Here is a 20,359-nt window from a genome sequence, read left to right as displayed (position 1 = left end):
AGCAAAGGCTTACCTTAGTATACTAATACTGCACGACGGTTTTCAGCGTATGCAGCTTCAGAGTGTTCCATGGTTAGCGGCTTCTCTTCACCGTAGCTTACAGTGTTAAGTTGGTCAGCTGGTACACCCATGCTTTGTAGGTAGCGAACTACCGCTTTAGCACGACGCTCACCTAGCGCGATGTTGTATTCAGGCGTGCCGCGCTCATCTGTGTGGCCTTGAACGGTCACAAATTTACGAGATGAAACAAGGTATTGTGCGTGTGCATTTAGCACTTTACGAAATTCTGGCGCGATGTCAGATTGATCGTAAGCAAAGTTAATCGTCGTTTCTAGGATGCCAGCACCGTATTTTGCAACTAGCTGCTCTTCCTCAGTCATATCTACTGGCTCAACAGCACCAGTTTCACCTGCTGGGAATTCTGGTTGCGGGTTCATGCCATCTTGGTTTTCGAACGTTTCTTCATTGTTTGCACTACATGCAGCAAGAGTCATCATTGGCAGCGCCACAGCTAGACTTTTAAGAACTTTGTTCAGTTCCATACCTTGTTTTCCTCTGTTTTTTTACTTTTATTATCAGTTTAGATAAGGCGACCATGCCGGAGAGCGAACATCGCCACTACGTGCCGGTAATTTAGCCTTAAATCGACCGTCCATCGAGACTAATGCCAGTCCCTTCTTTCCTTGATAAACAGTACTGTAAATAATCATACTGCCGTTTGGAGCCACGCTAGGCGACTCATCAAGACTGGTTTTGGTTAGTACGTCGAGGTATCCGGAATTGAGCTCTTGTCGAGCGATACGATATTGACCTTGGTTACGACTAACCATTACTAAAGATTGTCCATCAGGGGTGAAGCTGCCGCCGAGATTCATTTCCCCTTCCCAAGTCATGCGCTTGGTGACACCTGTAGCTAAATTTACTTGATATATCTGCGGTTTACCACCCCGCTCTGAAGAAAATATCAACGATTTTCCATCCGGCGACCAATTAGGTTCAGTGTCAATAGCACGGTTATTGGTGATGCGTTTTACGTCTCGAGTGGCGATATCCATGACATAAATTTCGGGCTGGCCGTCTTTAGACAAGACCATCGCCATTTTTTTACCGTCCGGGGACCACCGCGGGGCACCATTGATAGCCGGGAAAGAAGTCAGCTCTATGCGCTCTTGGGTATACACGTCTTGAATAAAAATTTGTGAACGATTGTTTTCAAAACTCACGTAAGCCAACTTACGTCCGTCAGGAGACCAAGAAGGCGACATTAACGGCTCTTGTGAACGTACCACAAGCTTTTCATCATAGCCGTCATAATCCGATACCCTTAGTTGATAGGGATGAGGATTATTTAAATCAACCGCAACATAGGCTAAGCGAGTTAAAAAGGCGCCGCGCTCACCGGTTAGCTTCTCGTATACAATATCACTGATACGGTGCGCAAACTGCCTTACCTGCACCGGTTTAATTTTGGTTCTACGCTTATCTAACACATGATTCGCAGCCGGGCTTTGTTGCTCAGATAACACATCAATCAATTCAAACGTCACCTGATATTTGCCGTCTGTTGGGCCGTCAACCTCGCCCACCACTATCGCTTCTACACCCAGTGCATTCCAAGGGGTAAAGTCCGGGTTTTGACTGTCAAATGTCTTGGCCGGTAATTTAGACGTGGACAGTGGCTTAAACTGCCCCGTACGTTTTAAGTCTGCAGCAACAATCTTACCCATATCTTGGGGGGCTTTGCCTTCACCGACATAGGTAAAAGGTAAGACAGCAATCGGCCTGGCACTGTCTACTCCTTCGGTGATGACTATTTCAAGTTTTGCTTGGGCATTAAACGCCAGCATTAACCACAAAGATAACAGCGTAAATAACTTAGTTTTCAACATCTGTTTTTCCCTATTAAGGCTCTAATCGTAAGTTAAAATCTTTAAATTCAGCAAACACTGCAGGGTCTGACGGCACAGGTAAAGTATTTGCTTGTCGCACTGCTGCTACCGCCGAACGGCATACCGCAGGGTCCCCTTCGACGCTTTGAGTATTGAGTACTAAACCGTCTTGTGCCAGGCGGATATTTAATACGCAATGTTTTCCTTCGAAACCTGAGCCTATACGCCAATTACGCTCTACTTTGCTTTTGATTAAGGCTTGATATTTGCCTTTTTCAGACAGCTGCTGAGCCGACAACTGCGCGCTTTGCTCTGCCGCAAACTCTGCGGCCATCAAAGCTTCTAGTTCAGCTTGTCGCTGCGCTTCAAGCTCCCTTTCTTTGCGCTCTGCAGCTTCTTTTTCAGCTCGTTTACGTGCTTTCTCGGCTTCTTCAATTTGTTTCTTTTTTTCAGCTTCGGCTTTTTTGGCGGCTTCTTCGGCTAATCGTTGCTGCTCTTTCGCAGCAATCGCTTCTTGCTCTGCCTTTTGACGCTCAGCTTCTTTCGCTAACCGCGCGCGCTCCGCTTCTTTCGCAGCATCTTCAGCGGCTTTTTGCTCAGCCAATTTCTGTTGCTTGATAGCTTCGGCTTTTTTGGCTTCGGCAATCGCATTTTGACGCTCTATCTCTTGTTGTTTTGCCACTTCAGCGGCTTGTTTAGCAGCCAGCTCTGCAGCCACACGCTCTTGCTCTTTTTGGGCGCGGTCTTGCTCTAGCTGTTCTGCTTTTTTCTGTTCAGCTAATTGTTTTTGGCGCTCTTGCTCGGCCAGTTTTTTGACCCGTTCTAACTCTTCATTGGCTTTGGCTAAACGTTCAGCTTCTTTACGGCGCTTGTCTGCTTGTTGCTTTTTAATTTTATCGACTTGTTGTTGCACGGCTGTTTCATTGACAACCACTGCATCAATGACAGTGCCCACGGGCTGGGGTTTGCTTTCTGATTTAAACTCTACGCTCATAACAAGCACCACACCCAATATAAGGTGCAATGCACATGCGATGATTAAAGGTAATGAATAACTCGACTTCACGGCGTTCCTTAACGTTACTCTTCAGGCTGAGTCATCAAACCCACTGAAGGTACTCCCGCTTGCTGTAATAACACCATCAAGCGCACGACCTGTTCATACGCCACCGCGCCATCGCCTTTCACTACAACAGGGCTGTCTGGCTCTAATTGTAAGTGGGCCACCACTAAGGTGGTGAGTTCATCGTCAGATAATGCGGTTTCACTGCTGTCGCCGACGTCAAGGTAGTAATTACCTTCAATGTCAACCGACGCCACCAAAGGGGGCTTAGAGTCTTCTGGCAAGGACTCCGCCTCTGTCGTTTGCGGCAAATCCACCTTCACACCTTGGGTGATCAGAGGGGCTGTCGCCATAAAAATAATCAACAGCACCAACATAACATCAATGTATGGTACTACGTTGATTTCAGCGACCGGACGACGCCGTTTGCGTTGATAACCGCCGTACATCATGCTTGGGCTGTTCCTTGTTCTGTCATGGTTTGACGTTGCAAGATGGAAGTAAATTCTTCCATAAAGTTGATATATGTATTTTCAAGTCGTGCGACTTTAGTGCTGAATCGGTTATATGCTATTACCGCAGGTATGGCGGCAAATAGTCCCATAGCGGTCGCGATCAGAGCCTCGGCAATACCTGGAGCAACCATACTTAACGTTGCTTGTTGTACTTCACCTAGTGCAATAAAAGCACTCATGATGCCCCACACTGTTCCAAATAATCCGATATAAGGACTGATTGAGCCTATCGTGGCCAAGGTAGGCAAGGATTTTTCTAACTCGTCAATTTCACGAGATAAGGTCACACGCATGGTGCGATACGTTCCTTCCATCACCGTCTCAGAAGTTTTACCGGCGGTTTTATGTAGCCGGATGTATTCTTTAAAGCCGTGATGAAATAACTTCTCTGGCCCTTCTAGCTGTTCTTTGCGCGCGGTGCTTTCTTGATAAAGCTTAGACAGGTCAATACCTGACCAAAACCTGTCTTCGAATCTGTCGGCACTATTGGTGGCTTTTTTTAAGACTTTATGGCGGTGAAAGATCATGGTCCAAGACGCAATCGACATGGCTAATAGCAATAACATAACGGCTTTAACCAATAAACTTGCCTGCATAAACAGGCCAATAAACGACATATCTGCGTGCACTAACTCTCTCTCCTAACATGCAGCCAAAGTTAGACTGCAACTAATTTTTGTAATCTGTGTTATATCACTGCGGCTCGTAGCCGTCAGTTAAATATCAAAGAATATGTAACTTGAGTTTGATTTAAGTTCAAAAAATACAACAAAATTAAACAAATTTAACTTAGTAACAAGGTCTTAGTTAAATCGGGTTAAAACTTGTGCAAATCTCATTCTAGTGGCTGATAAGACTCATTGATAAACAACTAAAATAAAACTCAATATCCGCTAACTTACTATACCCCATGGGGCCAAGCAGTGGTAAAGGAATTAAGTAAAAATGCGTAAAGCCTTGAACAAGTTCAACTAACCTTGCTGAACCAGGCTTAAACACAGCCCTAATAAGGTGTATTTAAGCCTTCAGAAGAGACACGATTAAGGGAGAAACTAGGACTCTGGTCGCTGGTAATCGAGGTGCAAATAAGCTCGGTCAGTGGCAATGCGCCCTCTTGGCGTGCGTTGTAAGAAGCCTTGTTGAATTAAAAATGGCTCCAGCACGTCTTCAATGGTTTCTTTTTCTTCGCCAATGGCAGCCGCTAAGTTATCTAAACCAACAGGGCCGCCCATAAACTTATCGATGATGGCTTCAAGTAACTTGCGGTCCATATAATCAAAGCCTTGTTGGTCTACTTCAAGCATGTCTAGGGCGCTGCAGGCCGCACTTTGATTTATCACACCCGCGTGTTTCACTTCAGCAAAGTCGCGCACACGCCTTAACAAGCGATTAGCAATACGAGGGGTCCCTCGTGAGCGCCGCGCAACTTCATGGCAAGCGGCTTCATCCATATTTAAAGCCAAATAGTCGGCGCTGCGGCTAACAATTTTTGTCAACGAGTCGACATCATAAAACTCAAGCCTTTGTACGATACCGAAGCGGTCGCGTAATGGTGATGTTAAAGAGCCCGCGCGTGTGGTCGCGCCAACTAAGGTAAATGGCGGTAAATCTAATTTGATTGAACGTGCTGCCGGCCCTTCCCCAATCATGATATCGAGTTGGTAATCCTCCATCGCAGGGTAAAGGATCTCTTCTACCACGGGGCTCAATCGATGTATTTCATCGATAAACAAGACGTCATTGGGTTCTAAATTGGTTAGCAGCGCGGCCAAGTCGCCGGCTTTTTCCAGCACCGGGCCCGAGGTGGTTTTGATATTTACGTCTAACTCGTTAGCCACAATATTGGCTAAAGTGGTTTTACCTAAACCCGGAGGGCCAAAGATAAGTAAATGATCCAAAGCGTCTTCCCGTCTTCGGGCCGCTTCGATGAAGATTTTCATTTGCGTTTTAACATGATCTTGACCGGTATAATCATCCAACAATTTGGGCCTAATGGCGCGGTCGACTTGCTCTTCAAAGTTTTGCGGTTCAGCGCTAATCAGTCTATCTGCTTCAATCATGAGGCCATTGCCCTTAGTGCGTCACGGATCAAAACTTCACTGCTCATGTCCGCTTGATAAATTTGTTTCACCATTTTTTCTGCTTGGTTACCTTTATAACCTAGCGCAACTAAAGCGCTGATAGCTTCCGATTTAGCATCACTGGCCATGGTCATCACTGGCTCATCAACAGGGCGGGTATCTGGGTTAAACAAGTCTACGCCAACCCAACCTTTTAGCCTGTCTTTCATTTCCACCAGCAGGCGTTCAGCCGTTTTCTTGCCCACTCCTGGCAGTTTAACTAAGCCCGTCACATCATTGTTTTCGATGCATTGCACAAATTGATTGGCAGACATACCTGATAAGATAGCAAGCGCTAACTTGGGCCCAACACCGTTGACTTTTATAAGTTCACGAAACATCGCCCGTTCCAGTTTATCAGCAAAGCCATATAACAGTTGCGCGTCTTCTCGCACCACAAAGTGGGTATAGATAATGGCTTCTTGGCCGGCTTCTGGTAAGTGATAAAAAGAGCTCATCGGCATTTGCACTTCATAGCCAACGCCCGCCACTTCAATCAATACGTCTGGCGCTTGTTTTTCTAACAGCGCACCTCTTAGTCGTCCAATCACGTTATCTTCTTCTGCTCAGGTAAATTATCAGTAGCATAAAAAACAACTGGGTAAATATCCAGTCTTTAATCCAGTATTCGTAGTTGCATGGTCAAGTCTTGGCGCAAGTCACACCATTTCAACATCGCTAAGGGTAAACATAGAGGGGTTGCATTAATAAGCCAGGATAAAAAAAGCCATGGGCAGAGCCGCATGGCTTTTGAGAGTCTTTACTCGGAATAAAGGATTATTGCGGTAAAGTATCTAGGAAGGCACGGTGTGGTTTCGAGAAGTTGAAACCGTCAAACTCATCCCAGTTAATTGACCATGTCATTAAACCACGGAAGTTTGGACGTGCTTGTGCTGGTACATAGTTACCACATTTAGTTAAGCTCACTAAACAGCTCACCGCATCTTGCGCAGCTTGAGTAGAAGTGAAGCCACTTGATGCAGAGCTCTTACCTGATGGTAAACCGTACGCCATTTGGTCGTCGCGCAGACCCGGGAAGTAGTTTTGTGGATCGTTGCCGCCACCTGCTTGGAAACCTGTGATCATCATGTCGCTAAGTGCCACGTGGAAGTCCGTCGTACCAGGGAAGTAAATCACACCGTCAGCACCGGTTAATGAGCCAGTGTTGTAATGCTGCACGTGCAATAGATCTAAGTCGTCACGTAGACCGTGGATCAGTGGTAAGTAAGCACCCCAGATGCCGCCAAAGTTTTGGAAACCACCTTGCACATAAGCCGTTTCAGGGGCCATGGTTAAGATGAAGTTCTCACCAAAACGGGCTTTAAGTGCATGCACGGCTTCAATCATGTAAACAATGGCAGGTGTTTTAGCTACTTGTACTTTATCACCGGCAGTCATATTCATTGAGCCACCTTCGAGGTCAATGTCTAGACCGTTCAGGTTATATTTCGCAATGATTTCACCCATAGTGCGGATGAAGTTATCACGCGCTAATGGTGTATCTAGAGAGATATGCGCATTAGCGCCGCCCAAAGAAATGTTGATGATTTTACCTTGTGCTTGCAGTGCTGCTACCGACGCTTTAAATTCCGCTTCGGTTTCAACATTGGTACAACCAATCGGACAAAGTTCAAATTCAACTTCACCTTCTTGACCGCCACGCTTATTTTCTGCGAATGACAGGTTAATCACGTCCCAATCTTTTGACACATTCTCTAGACGAATGTAGCCAGAACCATTATCGAAGTTGTGCCAGTAACCTACTAGGGTACGTTTAGGTAATTTGTTGCTCGGTAATGTGCCGCCTGAAGAGCTAGAAGACGAGCTGCTTGATGCGCCAGAAGAACTGCTTGAGCTTGAAGAGCTGGTCGAACCGCTTGAGCTCGAAGAGCTTGATGAACTCGTAGAGCCACTTGAGCTAGATGAGCTGGTTGAGCCGCTTGAACTGCTTGAACTGCTTGAGCTGCTTGAGCTGCTTGAGCTTGAACTGCCACCGTCACACATTTGGCCTTGAGACCAAGCGTCTTGCCAGTGTGCACCTGTACCCGGCGCATAAGCCCATTCAGCTTTTGAAGAACACCAACCACCAATGTTACAGGTGTAAGCGTAGCCGGCATTGTCTACCATATCACCAGCTTGGTATTGCGTACCCGCCACGTATTCAGGATTGCCACACTCGCCTGTACCACCTGTGCCACCCGAAGAGCTTGAAGAGCTGCTTGAACTGCTGCCGCCAGAAGAAGAGCTGGTTGAACCAGAAGAACTGCTTGAGCTTGATGAGCTACTTGAACTGGATGAGCTAGATGAACTTGAAGAGCTGCTTGAGCTAGACGAGCCGCCATCACACATTTCACCAATGCCCCACACAGTCCATTGACCGTTGTTTGTAGCCGGGCTATTTCCTTGAGTCCACCAAGCAGCTTTATATGCTTTACCATCTTGCTGTACTTGATCACCACCAGTGTAAATAGTGGCGCTGTCCCACTGCGCGATATTGCTACAATCTAGCGCAAACGCATTGGTTGAAAACAGTCCAGCAGCCAGCAAAGCCGCAGGAATTAATTTCATTTCCATATTGATTTCCTTTGTCCATTTATATCAATTTCACAAGTCAAGCTTGTGGTTTACTTCAGCCAGTGCATGCTGCAGCGGCTGAAATCCTTTACCCTGCGTCTTTGGCCCTTGCGGCATCACCTGCATGAGCTTGCCGCTGATCTTTTTCATCAAGGTTAAATAGGTGGCCGGGTTTAAATTTTAAAATTGGCAACGCGCTTCCCACCCATGCGAAGCAGCCTTTTTGTTCAATAAACTGGGCGTAGGCTACGTAATCAGGATCTTGAGAAAGGTGCTTTTCTTCGGTGCGAGCCCGCATAAAGTAGACCAGGTTTTGCAGTAATAGCAGTAGGCTCAGCCTGATCTTATCGTCGAATTCGGGTGCTACCAGAAACGGCATAAAAATCAGCCACCAAGATAAGTTCTTACTGATGTACGCTGGGTGTTTGGTATACCGGAACGGGCCATTAGTTAAAATGCCACGATGGGTCAAATTCGAAAAACGAATGCCAAAAGCCATGCTGGCCCAGACGTAAATCACTACTAGAGCCAAAATAACTATGGCGTATAAAAAGTGTAGATTAGGACTTTGCCAAAAGTGATTGCTCCAGTCCTGACCTGAACTGTAACTGATATAAAGTGAGCCAAATACCGCCCCCCAGAATGGCTGATAACACAAAAGAGCAACCACCCACCCCAAAAAAGTAGGTTCGGTTGAGCGAATATGGGAATCAAATAGACGAAAAGTGCAACAGTAGCCAACAGTGACAAAAAGCAGGTCGATGTAAAATAAAAAATTATTAAAAAACTGGTAGATGTTAAGGGAGTGACGAGCACTAAAAGGGGCTTGCCAGTGCCACAAAGCGTTAAAGTCTTGTTCAATGATAAGGTTTAAATTGTTACTGGCGTAAATAAACATCAAAGGCAAAAAGAACAGCTTTACTGTCCAGCCAAGTAACAACTGCACAATGCTTTTCCAATTAACATATTGCGCTTGCCCTAAACACAACATGCCTAATTGCCAGTAGCTGTCTTTTGGCGCCACCATGGCGCGATCTACCCAATAAAAGTAAGGCAGCGCCAAAATCACCAGCATTAATAGCGCGTAACGCGCAATATCAAAAAAACGGTCGTAGTAGCCGCCGCGATATTCCGGGAATAACCAATAAATAAAAGCCACAAATGCAAAACACACGCCCAACCCTAATAGCTTAACGAGGGTACGCGTGAAACTGCCAGAGTGTTGGGTATGTGAACGGGTAAAATTTAAACCAGCCGAAGGGTTCGCGTAGGGTTTAAGCCAAATAAATTCCATTACGATGATTGGCACAGCCAATGCCAATCCAGCAACCACTATATATAATTGATCCATAACCAATAAATGGCCGTAATACTTGAGCCAGATTATCGATGCAAGGGAACACAGCAAACCTGCGAAGTTAATCGCCAAATGGGTGGGCGACTTAGGACATTCCATATCTCTACTCTCATACTGCTTGAGTGCCATTCCTTGGCAACTACTAAATCATGAAGCAACACAATTATAGCAACAGATATTGAGATTAATTTGAGAAAGGCCTGATTTTGCGCTTTAGCTCAAACTTCCACCGTGTGCTCTATTCACCTTGTGGCTGAGCCATGACCCAGCGCACATAAGCCATTCTTTTTTTCACCATCAAACCGAGTTTGATAAAAAATCAACTTTTTTCTAAAGCAGCACCTTTTTTCGCTTCCTAAGCTTGATGCTCAAACGCACATCAAAAAAATCAAATAATAAATATAAGGCACAACAATGGCAGATTTATCGCGCGCAACCGCTTTGCTTCAACAATTAGGCCCAGTAATGGAGCCGGACGCTATTCGCCTGCACGGCGAAGACTTGTGGGAAGTAGAAACTTCCGCTTTGACCATTTTTCTGCAATACGTCGAAGCAGAAGACAGGTTTACCCTTTACGCAGAGCTAACCATACCGGCCAGTAGCGACCGCACGGCCGTTTTAGAACTCTTGTTAGCAAATAACAGCCAGTTTATGGCCACAGGTGGCGTAAGAATGGCGCTGTCAGAGCCACAAGGTGACGCCATTATGATGGTGGATTTAGCGTTGGAAAAGCTCGACGTACAACAGCTACAGGCGGTGCTGCAAAACTTCATAGAAAAGCATGCTTACTGGAAACTCGCTATCGGCAGTGTGCAACAAGAAGCTGAAGAAACCATTACTAGCAATGAGCATATCGCGGCCGAAATGTTTCGGGTTTAAGGAGAATAATCATGCCAAGTTCAATTACGCTGACTAATACGACCACGCTAGAAGACATCAAACAGTTTGCCGATAATTTTCAAGATGCCAACCACCAAGCGCGAACCCAAGACAAGGTTACCCAACCAACCATCACGGTATACGAGAAAGTAGGCCAAGAGCCAAAATTTAAATCTCAAGGCACCATCAATCAACGTATTGATAATGGCCGTGATGCCATGCTGAAACTAATTAAAAGTAAATTAGACAATCCAGTACACAGACAGATGATCGAGCAAGTGTTTAATAACGTCAAAGGTGACGGGGTCCCAAAAGGCTCAATGACAGGCAACAACCTATCAATGGTTATTGGTGAAGCCATCATGTTTAAAAATAACGAAGCCATTGAAGATTTTTTACCTGGCAGCAATAACTTCAGCACGCTGAATGGCGCGTATGGCTTAACTGACTCACAGAAAGAGTCGATTCAACAAGACATGTTTAGCATTATTGAACGCTCGCCATATACCCACCAAAATGTACTGGACCAAAACGAGTTAACCCAGTTGGCACAAATGGCCGTCGATAACTTTATTGCCAAACGTGATGCCGCCAATGACACGATTAATAACTTCTTCAGTGGCACCAATGGCGAAGGCATGAGTGGCCTCACGGGCTACGACATGCTGTCTAAAGATGACATCGCCGGCGTTGAAAAAGAAGTCAGAGCTGCGCTAACCAGCGCAGAACGGTTTGGCCTTGATGAGCTGACTCCAGACGAAGTCAAACAAATGGTTAAAGATAAGTTAGACACCCTGAAAGACAACTTACAAACCACTACCACTCACCTTAACAACTATTTTAGTAATACAGGCAGCCCAAACTTTAGTGAGCTAGAAGGAACCGACAACTTTAATTCCGAATTGAAAACTTGGCTTAAAGACAGCGTCATGTCTGACTTTGACATCAAAGCCGGCGCCCTCAGCCAAGAGCAAATTGGCGAACTTATCGAACAAAAGGTGGCTACCTTTAACGGCCACCTTTCAACCAACCTCACTATTTTAGACGCGAATGCGGCAAAGCTGATTGTTGATAATACCAGCATGGTAGAGCATCAAAACTACACGGTGACGCAGCAGGATAAAATTGACAAGCTGTTTCCCCAAGATGTCGATGAAGTGGAGTGTCCAGTGTCAGATATTGACAGTGATGACCTCAACAGCAGCCACCTGACGCCAAAATTTTCAATGACAATGGAAAATGGCAAAACCTTAGCCATGACAGAGCCCTTTGAAATTAAGCCTGGGCGCACCGGTTGTTTGGCCTACATAGAAGGGGAATCAGGCAAATATGAGCTGCACGGCTTCTATTTAAGTAACTCTCGTGGTGAATGGCAAAGCCCGTCGCACTTTGGTGACAGCACTAACCTGACTTTCTTAGGCAAAGGGGTTGGCGGCGGTAAATCTTCTACCGTGCTACCAATGAGCGTGCAAAAAGAAATGCACGCTATTTTAAATAGCATGCCGCCTCGTCAAATTGAGGGTGACTCACAACAAATTAAGTACGGCGGAAAAGATGACATGAACAATGACAAAGAGGTCACCCTTTCCCGCGGTGGTCAAATGTTTTTTGGCTCTTTGCAGTTCTTAGATAACAGCGAGTTTACCAGCCAAGTAGATACCGACCATACTGGCAAGCCCATCATCCCAAATGAAGAAAGTATCCTAGAAAACATCAATAAGTTTGACCGAGGGGACGTGGGCTTAAACCACAATATTGACTCTATCAAAGAGCAACTCGCCCTCGTGAGCGTACCCGATGGTCTAGAGCCTAACTTCCATGATCTGATTGAACGCTACCCTGTTACCTTGTCATCAGAATACCCACAAGGAGGGGAAGCATTTATATTCCAAGGGGACACAGCGACAGTAAACGATCAAGATGTATGCCTGAAATACATGTTTATTCGTGATAACGAGACCGGCGGAGTTTTCTTAGCAGGCATTGAAAATACCTTAGCGGATATCAACTCATTTGGCGTAAGAAACTCGAGCTTCAATATTGGCATACTCGGAACCGGCTTGGTTGAATATGAAACCATGTTGCCAGAGCCGTTCAAAGATAACCCCGACATCGCGCAATCAGGTCGTCGTGGTTTTAGCCCTGAAATGCTGCAATTGATGATGATGGGCGGAGATTTAAACAGCATCGATTCAAATGAGTCCGAGCAAGATTCAAACTCCAGCTCAGACACGTATAAACGTGTTGAACAACTGCATGAAAACATGCCTTTAATTGAACAAGCCAGTATCGCCATTGGCTTGTTTTTCGACGACTAACCTTTAATACACGGCAGCCAAAAATAAGCCCCGACGCTCAGACGTTGTGGCTTATTTTGGCTATGCAAACACCGCAATAATGGCAAGGCTTTATTATTGACGCCATGATTATTACCAGCATACTTGTTCAAACCTTTACTCCCTCCATAAATCAAGCAGTATAAAACTCTAATGGTTTCTGTTTTCCATCCTATTACACCTTCAAAACAGTCAATATCGCTTTGCTCAAAAACATAAAAGTCGGCATTATCACTTATCAATGAAACATCAGAAAAGAGCAAAGTTTGAGTCAGGCGCCCCATTTATTCATCGTTGAAGATGACCCCAAATTAAACCAGATGTTATCGGCGTATTTTGCGCAGCAAGGCTTTAAGGTAAGCCGTTTTGATGACGGCTTACAGGCAGAGCAAGCCATTATTAAGGAGCAACCAAGCGCCGTGCTGCTTGATCTTATGCTGCCAGGACAAGATGGCCTGACACTTTGCAGACAGATACGGCCACATTACTGCGGTAAGGTATTAATGCTCACTGCCAGTGACGATGATTTTGACCACGTGGCCGCCTTAGAGATAGGCGCCGATGATTTTGTCAACAAACCCATCAAGCCACGAGTATTATTAGCCAGAGTCAGAGCATTACTTAGAAGGCAAGACACAGTGGTCACTGAGCAGCTAGAATTTGGCCAGTTAAAACTAATGAAGAATCGCCGTTTATGCCAGCTGGCGGGACAAACCATCAACCTGACAAACAGTGAGTTCAGTTTACTTTGGCTGCTGGCTCATTCCGCTGATACCGTGTTATCAAGGGAGCAGCTAACTCAGCACTTGCGAGGGGTTGAATATGATGGCTTAGATCGCACAATAGACAATAAGATTGTCACCCTGCGAAAGAAGCTGGCAGACAATGCGGCGACTCCCCAAAGAATCATTACAGTGCGTGGACAAGGTTATTTGTTTGTCCCAGACAGCTGGAATTAAATCCTCTTTTGAGGGCAAACAAGGTCATCATGTCACGCTTTTTTATTGAATCTTTTATTGGTTTATTACTGTTTTTTGCAGCTTCAGTAGTAGCGTACGAAAGCCTTATTTTTGGTCATCAGGATAACTACGACCAACAAGTCATTAATGCCGAAACCCAAGCCACGCTGAAATTGTTCAATCATTTAGCAGCGCACCTGCCAACATCGCAAGTTGAGCTTCTGCTGCAAGATTATTGTAAACAAAGAGGCACCCAATTAAGCCGGTTTAGCGCATTGGATTACCCAGATTTCGCGCCTATTACGTACTTCGAATTGCAACAAGCAAAATACTATATTGCTGACCTAGATAATTTTTGGTTTGTATTGGATCACAGCGAGGCTTTTTATTATGTCAGCTTTGATGAGCAAGCATTATTGTACCAGCAGTTACATGACGCAGAAGACTTACTCTGGCTGTTTTGGTTAATGGGTTTCGCCGCTTATTGTTTATTACTCGCCTGGTTTCTAAATCGCCGCTACCGGGCTTTAGCTAAAGCCAGTGCCGCCTTTGGCAACGGCGACTTTAGTGCGCGTGTTTCAGAGTCGAGCCATTTAAGGCTGGGAAGTCTTAATCGCAGTTTTAATGCCATGGCAGACAAGATAAGCGCCCTTATCAACAACAATAAACAGCTCACCCACGCGTTAGCGCACGACCTTCGCACCCCTATTTTTAGGATCCAATGGCAAGCTGATATTTTATCAGTACAGACCCAAAGTGAAATCACCAAGCAAACCTTAAACAGTATCATCGAAGACACCGAAGAGCTCAGCCAAATGGTAGATGAAATGCTCTATTACAGTAAATTAGAACGCGAAGACCTGACATTAACGTATCAAAGTATACTCCTTGAGCCATGGCTGGGCAGCCTGCTAGCAAATTTACAAGCCACAGATGCCGTCACCCTGAAGTATCACTTACCCGACAACCTTAAAGCCGAGTTTGATCCTCGGCTCATCAAACGTGCACTGAACAATTTGCTCAGCAATGCTATTAAGTACTGCCAACATCAAGCGGTCTTAGAAGTAAAAATCATGGCTCAAAATGTCGATTTTTGGGTATATGACGATGGCCCAGGCATTGATGCCGAGCACTTTACGCATCTTTTTAAACCTTTCTATCGTGTAGATTCTGATCGTAACAAAACCACTGGCGGTTACGGCTTAGGCCTAGCAATAGTGAAACAAATAGCCTGCCGTCATCAAGGCAGTGTCGGCGTGCAGCAAGGTCCTCTTGGAGGCGTCAGTTTTTGTTTATCCATTCCGCTAAAAGCAGCCCATTAGTTCCATTACAAACTGCCGACAAAAGCTGACACAGTCACGATATTAAGTTTCTGCCCTGAGTTTCATAATGCCGTCATCTCACATCATGACAGGAACACATAATGAAACTGCCCTATGTTGCCGCTCTCAGCCTACTGACCCTAACCGCATGTAATAGCGGTTCAGATAGTGTCGCAACCAAACCAACGAGCCCGAGCCCAACACCAACACTAGCACCAACCACAGAGCCAACCCCGACAACCGAGCCGGGCCCGCAAATTGTCAGCCGCTATATATCCCAGTGCGATCCAGCATTATTAGAAGCAAATGACATGACAGCACAAGACACCGCTGTATTTAGCGTTTTAGAAGGTGAAACCGTTGCTCAAATTGAAGGGGTGATTTGTGATGGCAGCTTAGAGGCTGGCCAAACCTTGTTCTCTCAGCACAGCCAGTTACAGCGGTTACAATTTTTAGACGTCAGCGGCTCCATTGATGATGAGACCAATCTGAAATTGGCCAAACTGGTCCATACCCAAAAAATACATACTCATGTATCTAACTTACGCAATAAGAAGGACGCGCAAGGCCAAGTATTGCGTGGAGGAGTTGCATCAGGTGGCACAGATTTGTTCCTCGCAGGCCAAAGCCGTAGTGCAGATAAAGACGCTTTTATCGGAGTGCATTCATGGAGTGACGGTGAGCGAGAAGGCAAAGAACTACCAAGAGACCATGAAGCCCACCAGCCTTATATCCAATACTACCAAAAAATAGGCTTAAGTAAGGCCAGTGAGTTTTACTTTTTCACCTTGCATCAGGCCAGCACACAAGAAATGCATTACTTAACTCCCGCAGAGCTAAAGCAGTTTTCATTGCTTACCGAATGATGGTTTTTAATGGCCGCGCAGCAAAAACCATCCGTTATTTGCCACCTCAGCAAACTGCTTAGCGACACAAATTTATGACTTATTTTCAAGAGAACGCCCTTATGAATCGTACCATTCGAACAACCTGCACCAGCTTATTGCTTGTTATCCTTAGCGCTTGCCAAGACTCTGGGGGCAGCAATGCAATCAAACCGAGCAAGCCCACCGCCCCCACTACAAAGCCAACGGGATCATCTTTGGTTACGCCGGCACAGGCGCCCAACACTGAGCTTACTCAGGCGATCGATAAAGACTTTCTAAAGCAGCTTCGACAAGCAAAGGATTTTTTCAAGCAAAGCCAAATTTGGCCAAGTTACCAATACGGCCAAACCTCGCAATTGTATGTCCGTGTTGATGGCAACAATGAGCCACAAACAGCCATCATGCTCAACCCTCAATCGCACCTTAAACAAGGACAGCAAATCGGTGCCAATGAAAATTACGGTTTAACCGCACTGCACTTAGAGCATGAAATGCATCAAGCAAATGACAAACTGCGAGCCAGTAATGGCGGTAACGATACCTTTGAATTTTATTATTCGGTGGATGGCCATAACTATTATTTGCAAAGGTACAAGCCAAGCTCGGTGAATGTCACTCATCCTGATTTTACCGCAGATATTGCTTTAGCTGTTCATGAGATATTTCATAACCATCAAGCCGCTGAATTTAAAACAAGCCCACACACCCAGCAATTACCATTTGAGCAGCTGAACCAATACCCAAACAGCTTGCAATTTCGCACCCTGCAACTAGCTCAATTGGCCATTTTGCAGGGTTTGCCTGATAAAACCATGACAGCCGAAGAAGCTAAAAAGCAGCTGCAAGAATATTGGTTAATGGCTCATGAGCAAATTAAGTTAGAGCAAGCCGCCACAGGTAAAACCAAGCAACAAACCTGGGTTTATCGCCACGGCATGAGTCAAGAGCGCTACGAAGGCAGTGCTCAATACATAGATGTGATGTTGTCTCGCGCCATTTTACCTGTTTATGCCAAGCATAAATTTATTAGCTTTGATCCACTGCAAATGGATAACGAGCAAGGCGGTTATTCAAGGTTCAACAATGCAGAGCAATCAACTCAATACTTTGCTTTTAATATTTTCTACGATACGGGCTCAAGCGCCATCTGGCTGCTCAATCAAGCAGGGTTTGACTTAGCTAATATTGAGCAAGGTGAAACGCCTTATGACATGGTCGGCCGTCTTTTGCCAATGAGCCCAGATGAACAGCAAACACTGTTACAGGAATTACAGTCCAGCACTCATTGGCAAGCAGTCGCGGCAGCAGCGGCAAGGTATCAACAATTATAAGCCCATTCTGGTGCCAGTCATTGCGAAATTAACCACCAATAAGATGAAGGCATTTATCTGCTTAGGGCTGGCAGCCAACAGCTACAGGTAAATGCCTAAGAACTTAGGACAACCCTATATATTACCTATGGTAATAGACCCTATACCAACACAGCATGAGATTAACGCCTATATTGTAGCTATGATGACAGACATAAAAGTCATCTTATAAACAACTTAACGGATAAACACTGCAATGCAAAAAACACTTGCCCCTTGGGCTATATTCGCTAGCCTTATCTCGCTTCCAGCTACTGGCGCGGGTCTATCTTTAAGTCAGATGGGTACCGCCGAAAGCTTAGCCACCGCGGGTGTAACAGGCGTCGTCAACAATCGAGATAGCTCGGCGGTGGTTACCAACCCGGCCGGTTTAACCGGTATCGATGATTACAGCTACCATGTAGGCCTGCAGTACCTTGATTTATCGCAGCACTTCGAAGGCGATCAGCTTTACGCTTCTGCCGACAGCACTTCCAATCAATTGTTGCCTCATCTTTCTTACGCCAAACGTATCAATGACGACTGGGTTGCCGGTATTGCGTTACACGCGCCCGGAGGCCTAGGTTTAGAATACGCCAGTGGCGCGCTAGGCGGCGTGGGTGATTTAACCATTTTAGATGAAAGCGCTATTAGCGCCGTAAACCTTACCGCGTCGGTAGGCTATCAAGTCAATGAGCAACTATCTCTTGGCGCTTCCTTGATTGGCCAATACAGCGACTTTTCTATGACTTTTTTCAAAGGCCACTCCCGAGAACAAGAGGTCAGCGACAGCGATTTTCGATTATCTTTTAGCTTGGGTGCTCAGTATCAAATCGATAAATGGCTATTCGGCTTAACCTATAGTTCGGGTACTGAGCATAAATATGACGACTTAGCGTTCACCACCATTAACGGCGGCGAAATTGTCATTGCAGAAAAAATGCGTACTCCGCGCAGCGTGGTTTTAGGCGCAGAGTATGCGCTTACCCCACAAACTCACCTATCGGCCAAAGTAAACTGGGAACAGTGGAGCCGCTTTGGTGACAGTTTGGACAGAGACTACCAAGATACCTTTGGTATTGGCGCGGCCGTTCGTCACGATTTAGGCAGCTGGACCTTGATGGCAGGCGCTTCTTACGACTCAAGCCCAATCGACAGTGCCAGCCAGCGCACCATCGACTTAGCACTGGATGAAGCGTGGCGCATAGGTGTCGGTGCGGAAACCCAAGTGTGGGGTGACAAAACGCTGGGGATAGCTTACCAATACTCAGACCTAGGCGAAGCTAAAATCGATGGCGTAGCCCAAGGCAGCTTCACGAAAAACCGCCTGCACTTTATTACCGCTTCACTAAAATACTAATAAACACTTTATCTTAAAGCTGTTACCTTAAAGCTGGGGCTCACATTGGGCCCCGTTTTTTTGCGCCGAGATAAGGTAATTGGCAGCGCCGTCTTTGCCCCTTTTAGCCATTACTGGCGCTTCTCTTGCCAACGGCAAAATGCTTTGTTCGTTTTTGCCCTTAAAATGGGCTACGCTAGCCTATATTAGGGATCAACTAGCACCTGATAAGGCTCATTTTCTATGAGAGCGTATGTGCCTGAGTCTAGCTTAAGCGTCTCAAACCTAGGGCTGCCTTTATCATTAATGGAGTTGACCTCAATCCATAATTCACCAAACTCATCTATCTGCCAGATTCTCCAAAGATACTGAGTTTCAATCAACTTAGCATAAAGCTGCGCAGTGCCCCACAGCAAATCTTGGGGGTCATTAAGGGCTTTTTTCAGGTCATCCGGAAGTGTGTGGATATGAAGTAAATAATCTACCGTTTTTAACATTGCTTATTTCGCATATAACATCTCATTCAATCGCGTATAGTGACGAACTAAGCTTAGTGTGGGAAGAGTAAAAGCAAGGTTTTACTCTGATTAAATGACTGAATTAATTGTCAAGTTCAGCAATTTCTTTACATTTACTATTCACTAAATCGAACATTTCTTTCAGCTCTTTAGAATGAGAGTAAGTTATTTCAAAGACATCCCCTAAAGGTGACTTAGGGTGAAAGTACTTCAAATTAATACACGGATAATAAAAACCGGTCGGAGATACACAATCTCGCTTTATATCGGTAATACACTTCTGCAGCGCACTGATAAAAGTAGTAAGCCCGCCCTCCCAGAATGGAATTGTTATATCACTTTTCTCTATTGTAGAAATATATTTTTCTAATAAAAAAACGACTTCTTTCTTTTTGTTAACTAAATCCGACAATGACTACTCCTAACAATAAACGCCCTGCTATTGAGCCCCAAAAATCATCAGTCAATAATACCCTTACTGCGTTAATAGAGAATTGCCGCCAACTCAAGGTTATGAGAAGCATTGGAAAAATTCGTTGTATAAGGCAGTTTGAAATGACAAGAGTATTGAGGTTGTGGGTGTTCGTTTGAGGGGGCGCATGAATTGTCAGGCCACTTTGGAAAGGTGTCATGGCAAGCTTTAAGCTTCTACCAACGGCACTTGCTTTACCACTTTACAAGGGTTGCCCACGGCAACACTGTTGGCGGGAATATCTTTGACCACCACAGCACCCGCGCCAATCACGCAATTATCGCCAATAGAGACGCCCGGTAAAATCGAGACATTACCGCCTATCCAAACATCATTACCTATGTTAATCGGTCGCCCAAATTCGGTTTCTCGCCGAGCCATTGGCTCAATGGGGTGCCCTGCAGTGGCAATCATCACATGTGGGCCAATCAGCACATGGTGGCCAATGTTCACCTCACAGACGTCAATGATGGTCAAATGATGATTGGCATAAAAGTGATCACCAATATGAATGTTGTAGCCATAATCGCAAAAAAAAACTGGCTCAATATGGGCCTGGCCAGAGATGTTTAAAAGCGATGTCAGCAATGCCATACGCGGGTGTAACTGCGTCGGATCGGCTTGATTAAACAGATGGCAAACAGATTTTGCACGCATTCTGTCGGCAACCAAGGTGTCGTCCCAAGCATCGTAGGCCTTACCCGCTAACATTTTTGCTTTTTCACTTGTCATTGCTTATGGCCCTTTGCTTGTTTACCTGTGCTTTTGTGCTGAGCAGAA

At 45.5% G+C, this 20,359-nt stretch carries 20 protein-coding genes; 7 read left to right on the top strand and 13 right to left on the bottom strand.

What is annotated here, in order from left to right:
- Positions 1-14: 14 nt before the first annotated feature.
- The 9 genes from pal to D1Z90_RS08015 form a co-directional block, all read right to left on the bottom strand.
- Positions 15-542 carry a peptidoglycan-associated lipoprotein Pal gene (pal, locus tag D1Z90_RS08055; protein WP_119910246.1) on the bottom strand — a complete coding sequence of 176 codons (528 nt, stop codon included), beginning with the start codon at positions 540-542 and terminating at the stop codon, positions 15-17.
- Positions 543-575: 33 nt separating this feature from the next.
- Positions 576-1,889 (bottom strand): Tol-Pal system beta propeller repeat protein TolB, encoded by a 1,314-nt coding sequence (gene tolB / locus D1Z90_RS08050; RefSeq protein WP_119910245.1) that lies wholly within the window; start codon positions 1,887-1,889, stop codon positions 576-578.
- A 13-nt stretch (positions 1,890-1,902) separates the two neighbouring features.
- Positions 1,903-2,955, bottom strand: coding sequence for a cell envelope integrity protein TolA (gene tolA, locus D1Z90_RS08045; protein WP_119910244.1), 1,053 nt, complete (start codon positions 2,953-2,955; stop codon positions 1,903-1,905).
- A gap of 14 nt (positions 2,956-2,969) precedes the next feature.
- Positions 2,970-3,401: a protein TolR gene (tolR, locus tag D1Z90_RS08040; RefSeq protein ID WP_119910310.1), complete on the bottom strand. Its 432-nt coding sequence runs from the start codon at positions 3,399-3,401 to the stop codon at positions 2,970-2,972.
- On the bottom strand, positions 3,401-4,096 hold the full coding sequence (tolQ, locus tag D1Z90_RS08035) for a protein TolQ (RefSeq protein WP_119910243.1): 696 nt from the start codon (positions 4,094-4,096) through the stop codon (positions 3,401-3,403). Before tolQ ends, tolR begins: the two co-directional genes overlap by 1 nt.
- A 423-nt stretch (positions 4,097-4,519) precedes the next feature.
- The gene (gene ruvB / locus D1Z90_RS08030) at positions 4,520-5,527 is read right to left on the bottom strand and encodes a Holliday junction branch migration DNA helicase RuvB (protein WP_119910242.1); all 1,008 of its coding nucleotides are present in this window, start codon (positions 5,525-5,527) and stop codon (positions 4,520-4,522) included.
- Entirely contained in the window at positions 5,524-6,138 is a 615-nt protein-coding gene (gene ruvA / locus D1Z90_RS08025) for a Holliday junction branch migration protein RuvA (RefSeq protein ID WP_119910241.1), read from the bottom strand. Before ruvA ends, ruvB begins: the two co-directional genes overlap by 4 nt.
- Positions 6,139-6,364: 226 nt before the next feature.
- Positions 6,365-8,161, bottom strand: coding sequence for a carbohydrate-binding protein (locus tag D1Z90_RS08020; RefSeq protein WP_119910240.1), 1,797 nt, complete (start codon positions 8,159-8,161; stop codon positions 6,365-6,367).
- An 88-nt stretch (positions 8,162-8,249) separates the two neighbouring features.
- Positions 8,250-9,512: an isoprenylcysteine carboxylmethyltransferase family protein gene (locus D1Z90_RS08015; protein WP_158587084.1), complete on the bottom strand. Its 1,263-nt coding sequence runs from the start codon at positions 9,510-9,512 to the stop codon at positions 8,250-8,252.
- Positions 9,513-9,932: 420 nt separating this feature from the next.
- Between D1Z90_RS08015 and D1Z90_RS08010 the strand changes: the two genes are divergently transcribed.
- Both D1Z90_RS08010 and D1Z90_RS08005 read left to right on the top strand, forming a co-directional pair.
- Positions 9,933-10,397 (top strand): type III secretion system chaperone, encoded by a 465-nt coding sequence (locus D1Z90_RS08010; protein WP_119910238.1) that lies wholly within the window; start codon positions 9,933-9,935, stop codon positions 10,395-10,397.
- 11 nt (positions 10,398-10,408) lie between these two features.
- A complete protein-coding gene (locus tag D1Z90_RS08005; protein ID WP_119910237.1) occupies positions 10,409-12,715 on the top strand; it encodes a hypothetical protein in 2,307 nt (768 codons plus the stop codon).
- Here D1Z90_RS08005 and D1Z90_RS08000 read toward each other — a convergent pair.
- The gene (locus D1Z90_RS08000) at positions 12,712-13,017 is read right to left on the bottom strand and encodes a hypothetical protein (RefSeq protein ID WP_147378742.1); all 306 of its coding nucleotides are present in this window, start codon (positions 13,015-13,017) and stop codon (positions 12,712-12,714) included. The genes D1Z90_RS08005 and D1Z90_RS08000 overlap by 4 nt on opposite strands.
- Here D1Z90_RS08000 and D1Z90_RS07995 point away from each other — a divergent pair.
- The 5 genes from D1Z90_RS07995 to D1Z90_RS07975 all read left to right on the top strand — a co-directional run bounded on the left by D1Z90_RS07995 (position 13,000) and on the right by D1Z90_RS07975 (position 18,610).
- Positions 13,000-13,692 (top strand): response regulator, encoded by a 693-nt coding sequence (locus D1Z90_RS07995; protein WP_119910235.1) that lies wholly within the window; start codon positions 13,000-13,002, stop codon positions 13,690-13,692. The two genes, D1Z90_RS08000 and D1Z90_RS07995, sit on opposite strands and share 18 nt — an antisense overlap.
- Positions 13,693-13,721: 29 nt before the next feature.
- Positions 13,722-15,014 (top strand): ATP-binding protein, encoded by a 1,293-nt coding sequence (locus D1Z90_RS07990; protein ID WP_119910234.1) that lies wholly within the window; start codon positions 13,722-13,724, stop codon positions 15,012-15,014.
- A 101-nt stretch (positions 15,015-15,115) separates the two neighbouring features.
- Positions 15,116-15,880, top strand: a complete 765-nt coding sequence (locus tag D1Z90_RS07985) for an alpha/beta hydrolase (protein WP_119910233.1) — start codon at positions 15,116-15,118, stop codon at positions 15,878-15,880.
- Between the two features lie 101 nt (positions 15,881-15,981).
- On the top strand, positions 15,982-17,232 hold the full coding sequence (locus D1Z90_RS07980; RefSeq protein WP_119910232.1) for a hypothetical protein: 1,251 nt from the start codon (positions 15,982-15,984) through the stop codon (positions 17,230-17,232).
- A gap of 235 nt (positions 17,233-17,467) precedes the next feature.
- The gene (locus tag D1Z90_RS07975) at positions 17,468-18,610 is read left to right on the top strand and encodes an OmpP1/FadL family transporter (RefSeq protein ID WP_119910231.1); all 1,143 of its coding nucleotides are present in this window, start codon (positions 17,468-17,470) and stop codon (positions 18,608-18,610) included.
- 185 nt (positions 18,611-18,795) lie between these two features.
- On the opposite strand, the gene D1Z90_RS07970 is transcribed toward D1Z90_RS07975, so the two are convergent.
- The 3 genes from D1Z90_RS07970 to D1Z90_RS07960 all read right to left on the bottom strand — a co-directional run bounded on the left by D1Z90_RS07970 (position 18,796) and on the right by D1Z90_RS07960 (position 20,311).
- Positions 18,796-19,086 (bottom strand): hypothetical protein, encoded by a 291-nt coding sequence (locus D1Z90_RS07970; RefSeq protein ID WP_119910230.1) that lies wholly within the window; start codon positions 19,084-19,086, stop codon positions 18,796-18,798.
- Positions 19,087-19,189: 103 nt separating this feature from the next.
- A complete protein-coding gene (locus D1Z90_RS07965) occupies positions 19,190-19,519 on the bottom strand; it encodes a hypothetical protein (RefSeq protein ID WP_119910229.1) in 330 nt (109 codons plus the stop codon).
- A gap of 228 nt (positions 19,520-19,747) precedes the next feature.
- On the bottom strand, positions 19,748-20,311 hold the full coding sequence (locus D1Z90_RS07960) for a sugar O-acetyltransferase (RefSeq protein WP_119910228.1): 564 nt from the start codon (positions 20,309-20,311) through the stop codon (positions 19,748-19,750).
- Positions 20,312-20,359: the final 48 nt, after the last annotated feature.

The sequence above is a fragment of the Motilimonas pumila genome, assembly GCF_003596335.1.
In the GTDB taxonomy this organism is placed as follows: Bacteria; Pseudomonadota; Gammaproteobacteria; order Enterobacterales; family CBDFNC01; genus Motilimonas; species Motilimonas pumila.
Note: the sequence above shows the minus strand (reverse complement) of the source record. Positions and strands in the feature narration are given on the sequence as shown.

Excerpts from the sequence above, each read along its gene's own strand:
- pal (WP_119910246.1), bottom strand. The coding sequence starts at position 542 with ATGGAACTGAACAAAGTTCTTAAAAGTCTAGCTGTGGCGCTGCCAATG.
- tolB (WP_119910245.1), bottom strand. The coding sequence starts at position 1,889 with ATGTTGAAAACTAAGTTATTTACGCTGTTATCTTTGTGGTTAATGCTG.
- tolR (WP_119910310.1), bottom strand. The coding sequence starts at position 3,401 with ATGTACGGCGGTTATCAACGCAAACGGCGTCGTCCGGTCGCTGAAATC.
- ruvB (WP_119910242.1), bottom strand. The coding sequence starts at position 5,527 with ATGATTGAAGCAGATAGACTGATTAGCGCTGAACCGCAAAACTTTGAA.
- D1Z90_RS08020 (WP_119910240.1), bottom strand. The coding sequence starts at position 8,161 with ATGGAAATGAAATTAATTCCTGCGGCTTTGCTGGCTGCTGGACTGTTT.
- D1Z90_RS08015 (WP_158587084.1), bottom strand. The coding sequence starts at position 9,512 with ATGGATCAATTATATATAGTGGTTGCTGGATTGGCATTGGCTGTGCCA.
- D1Z90_RS08010 (WP_119910238.1), top strand. The coding sequence starts at position 9,933 with ATGGCAGATTTATCGCGCGCAACCGCTTTGCTTCAACAATTAGGCCCA.
- D1Z90_RS08005 (WP_119910237.1), top strand. The coding sequence starts at position 10,409 with ATGCCAAGTTCAATTACGCTGACTAATACGACCACGCTAGAAGACATC.
- D1Z90_RS08000 (WP_147378742.1), bottom strand. The coding sequence starts at position 13,017 with ATGGGGCGCCTGACTCAAACTTTGCTCTTTTCTGATGTTTCATTGATA.
- D1Z90_RS07990 (WP_119910234.1), top strand. The coding sequence starts at position 13,722 with ATGTCACGCTTTTTTATTGAATCTTTTATTGGTTTATTACTGTTTTTT.
- D1Z90_RS07985 (WP_119910233.1), top strand. The coding sequence starts at position 15,116 with ATGAAACTGCCCTATGTTGCCGCTCTCAGCCTACTGACCCTAACCGCA.
- D1Z90_RS07980 (WP_119910232.1), top strand. The coding sequence starts at position 15,982 with ATGAATCGTACCATTCGAACAACCTGCACCAGCTTATTGCTTGTTATC.
- D1Z90_RS07975 (WP_119910231.1), top strand. The coding sequence starts at position 17,468 with ATGCAAAAAACACTTGCCCCTTGGGCTATATTCGCTAGCCTTATCTCG.
- D1Z90_RS07970 (WP_119910230.1), bottom strand. The coding sequence starts at position 19,086 with ATGTTAAAAACGGTAGATTATTTACTTCATATCCACACACTTCCGGAT.
- D1Z90_RS07960 (WP_119910228.1), bottom strand. The coding sequence starts at position 20,311 with ATGACAAGTGAAAAAGCAAAAATGTTAGCGGGTAAGGCCTACGATGCT.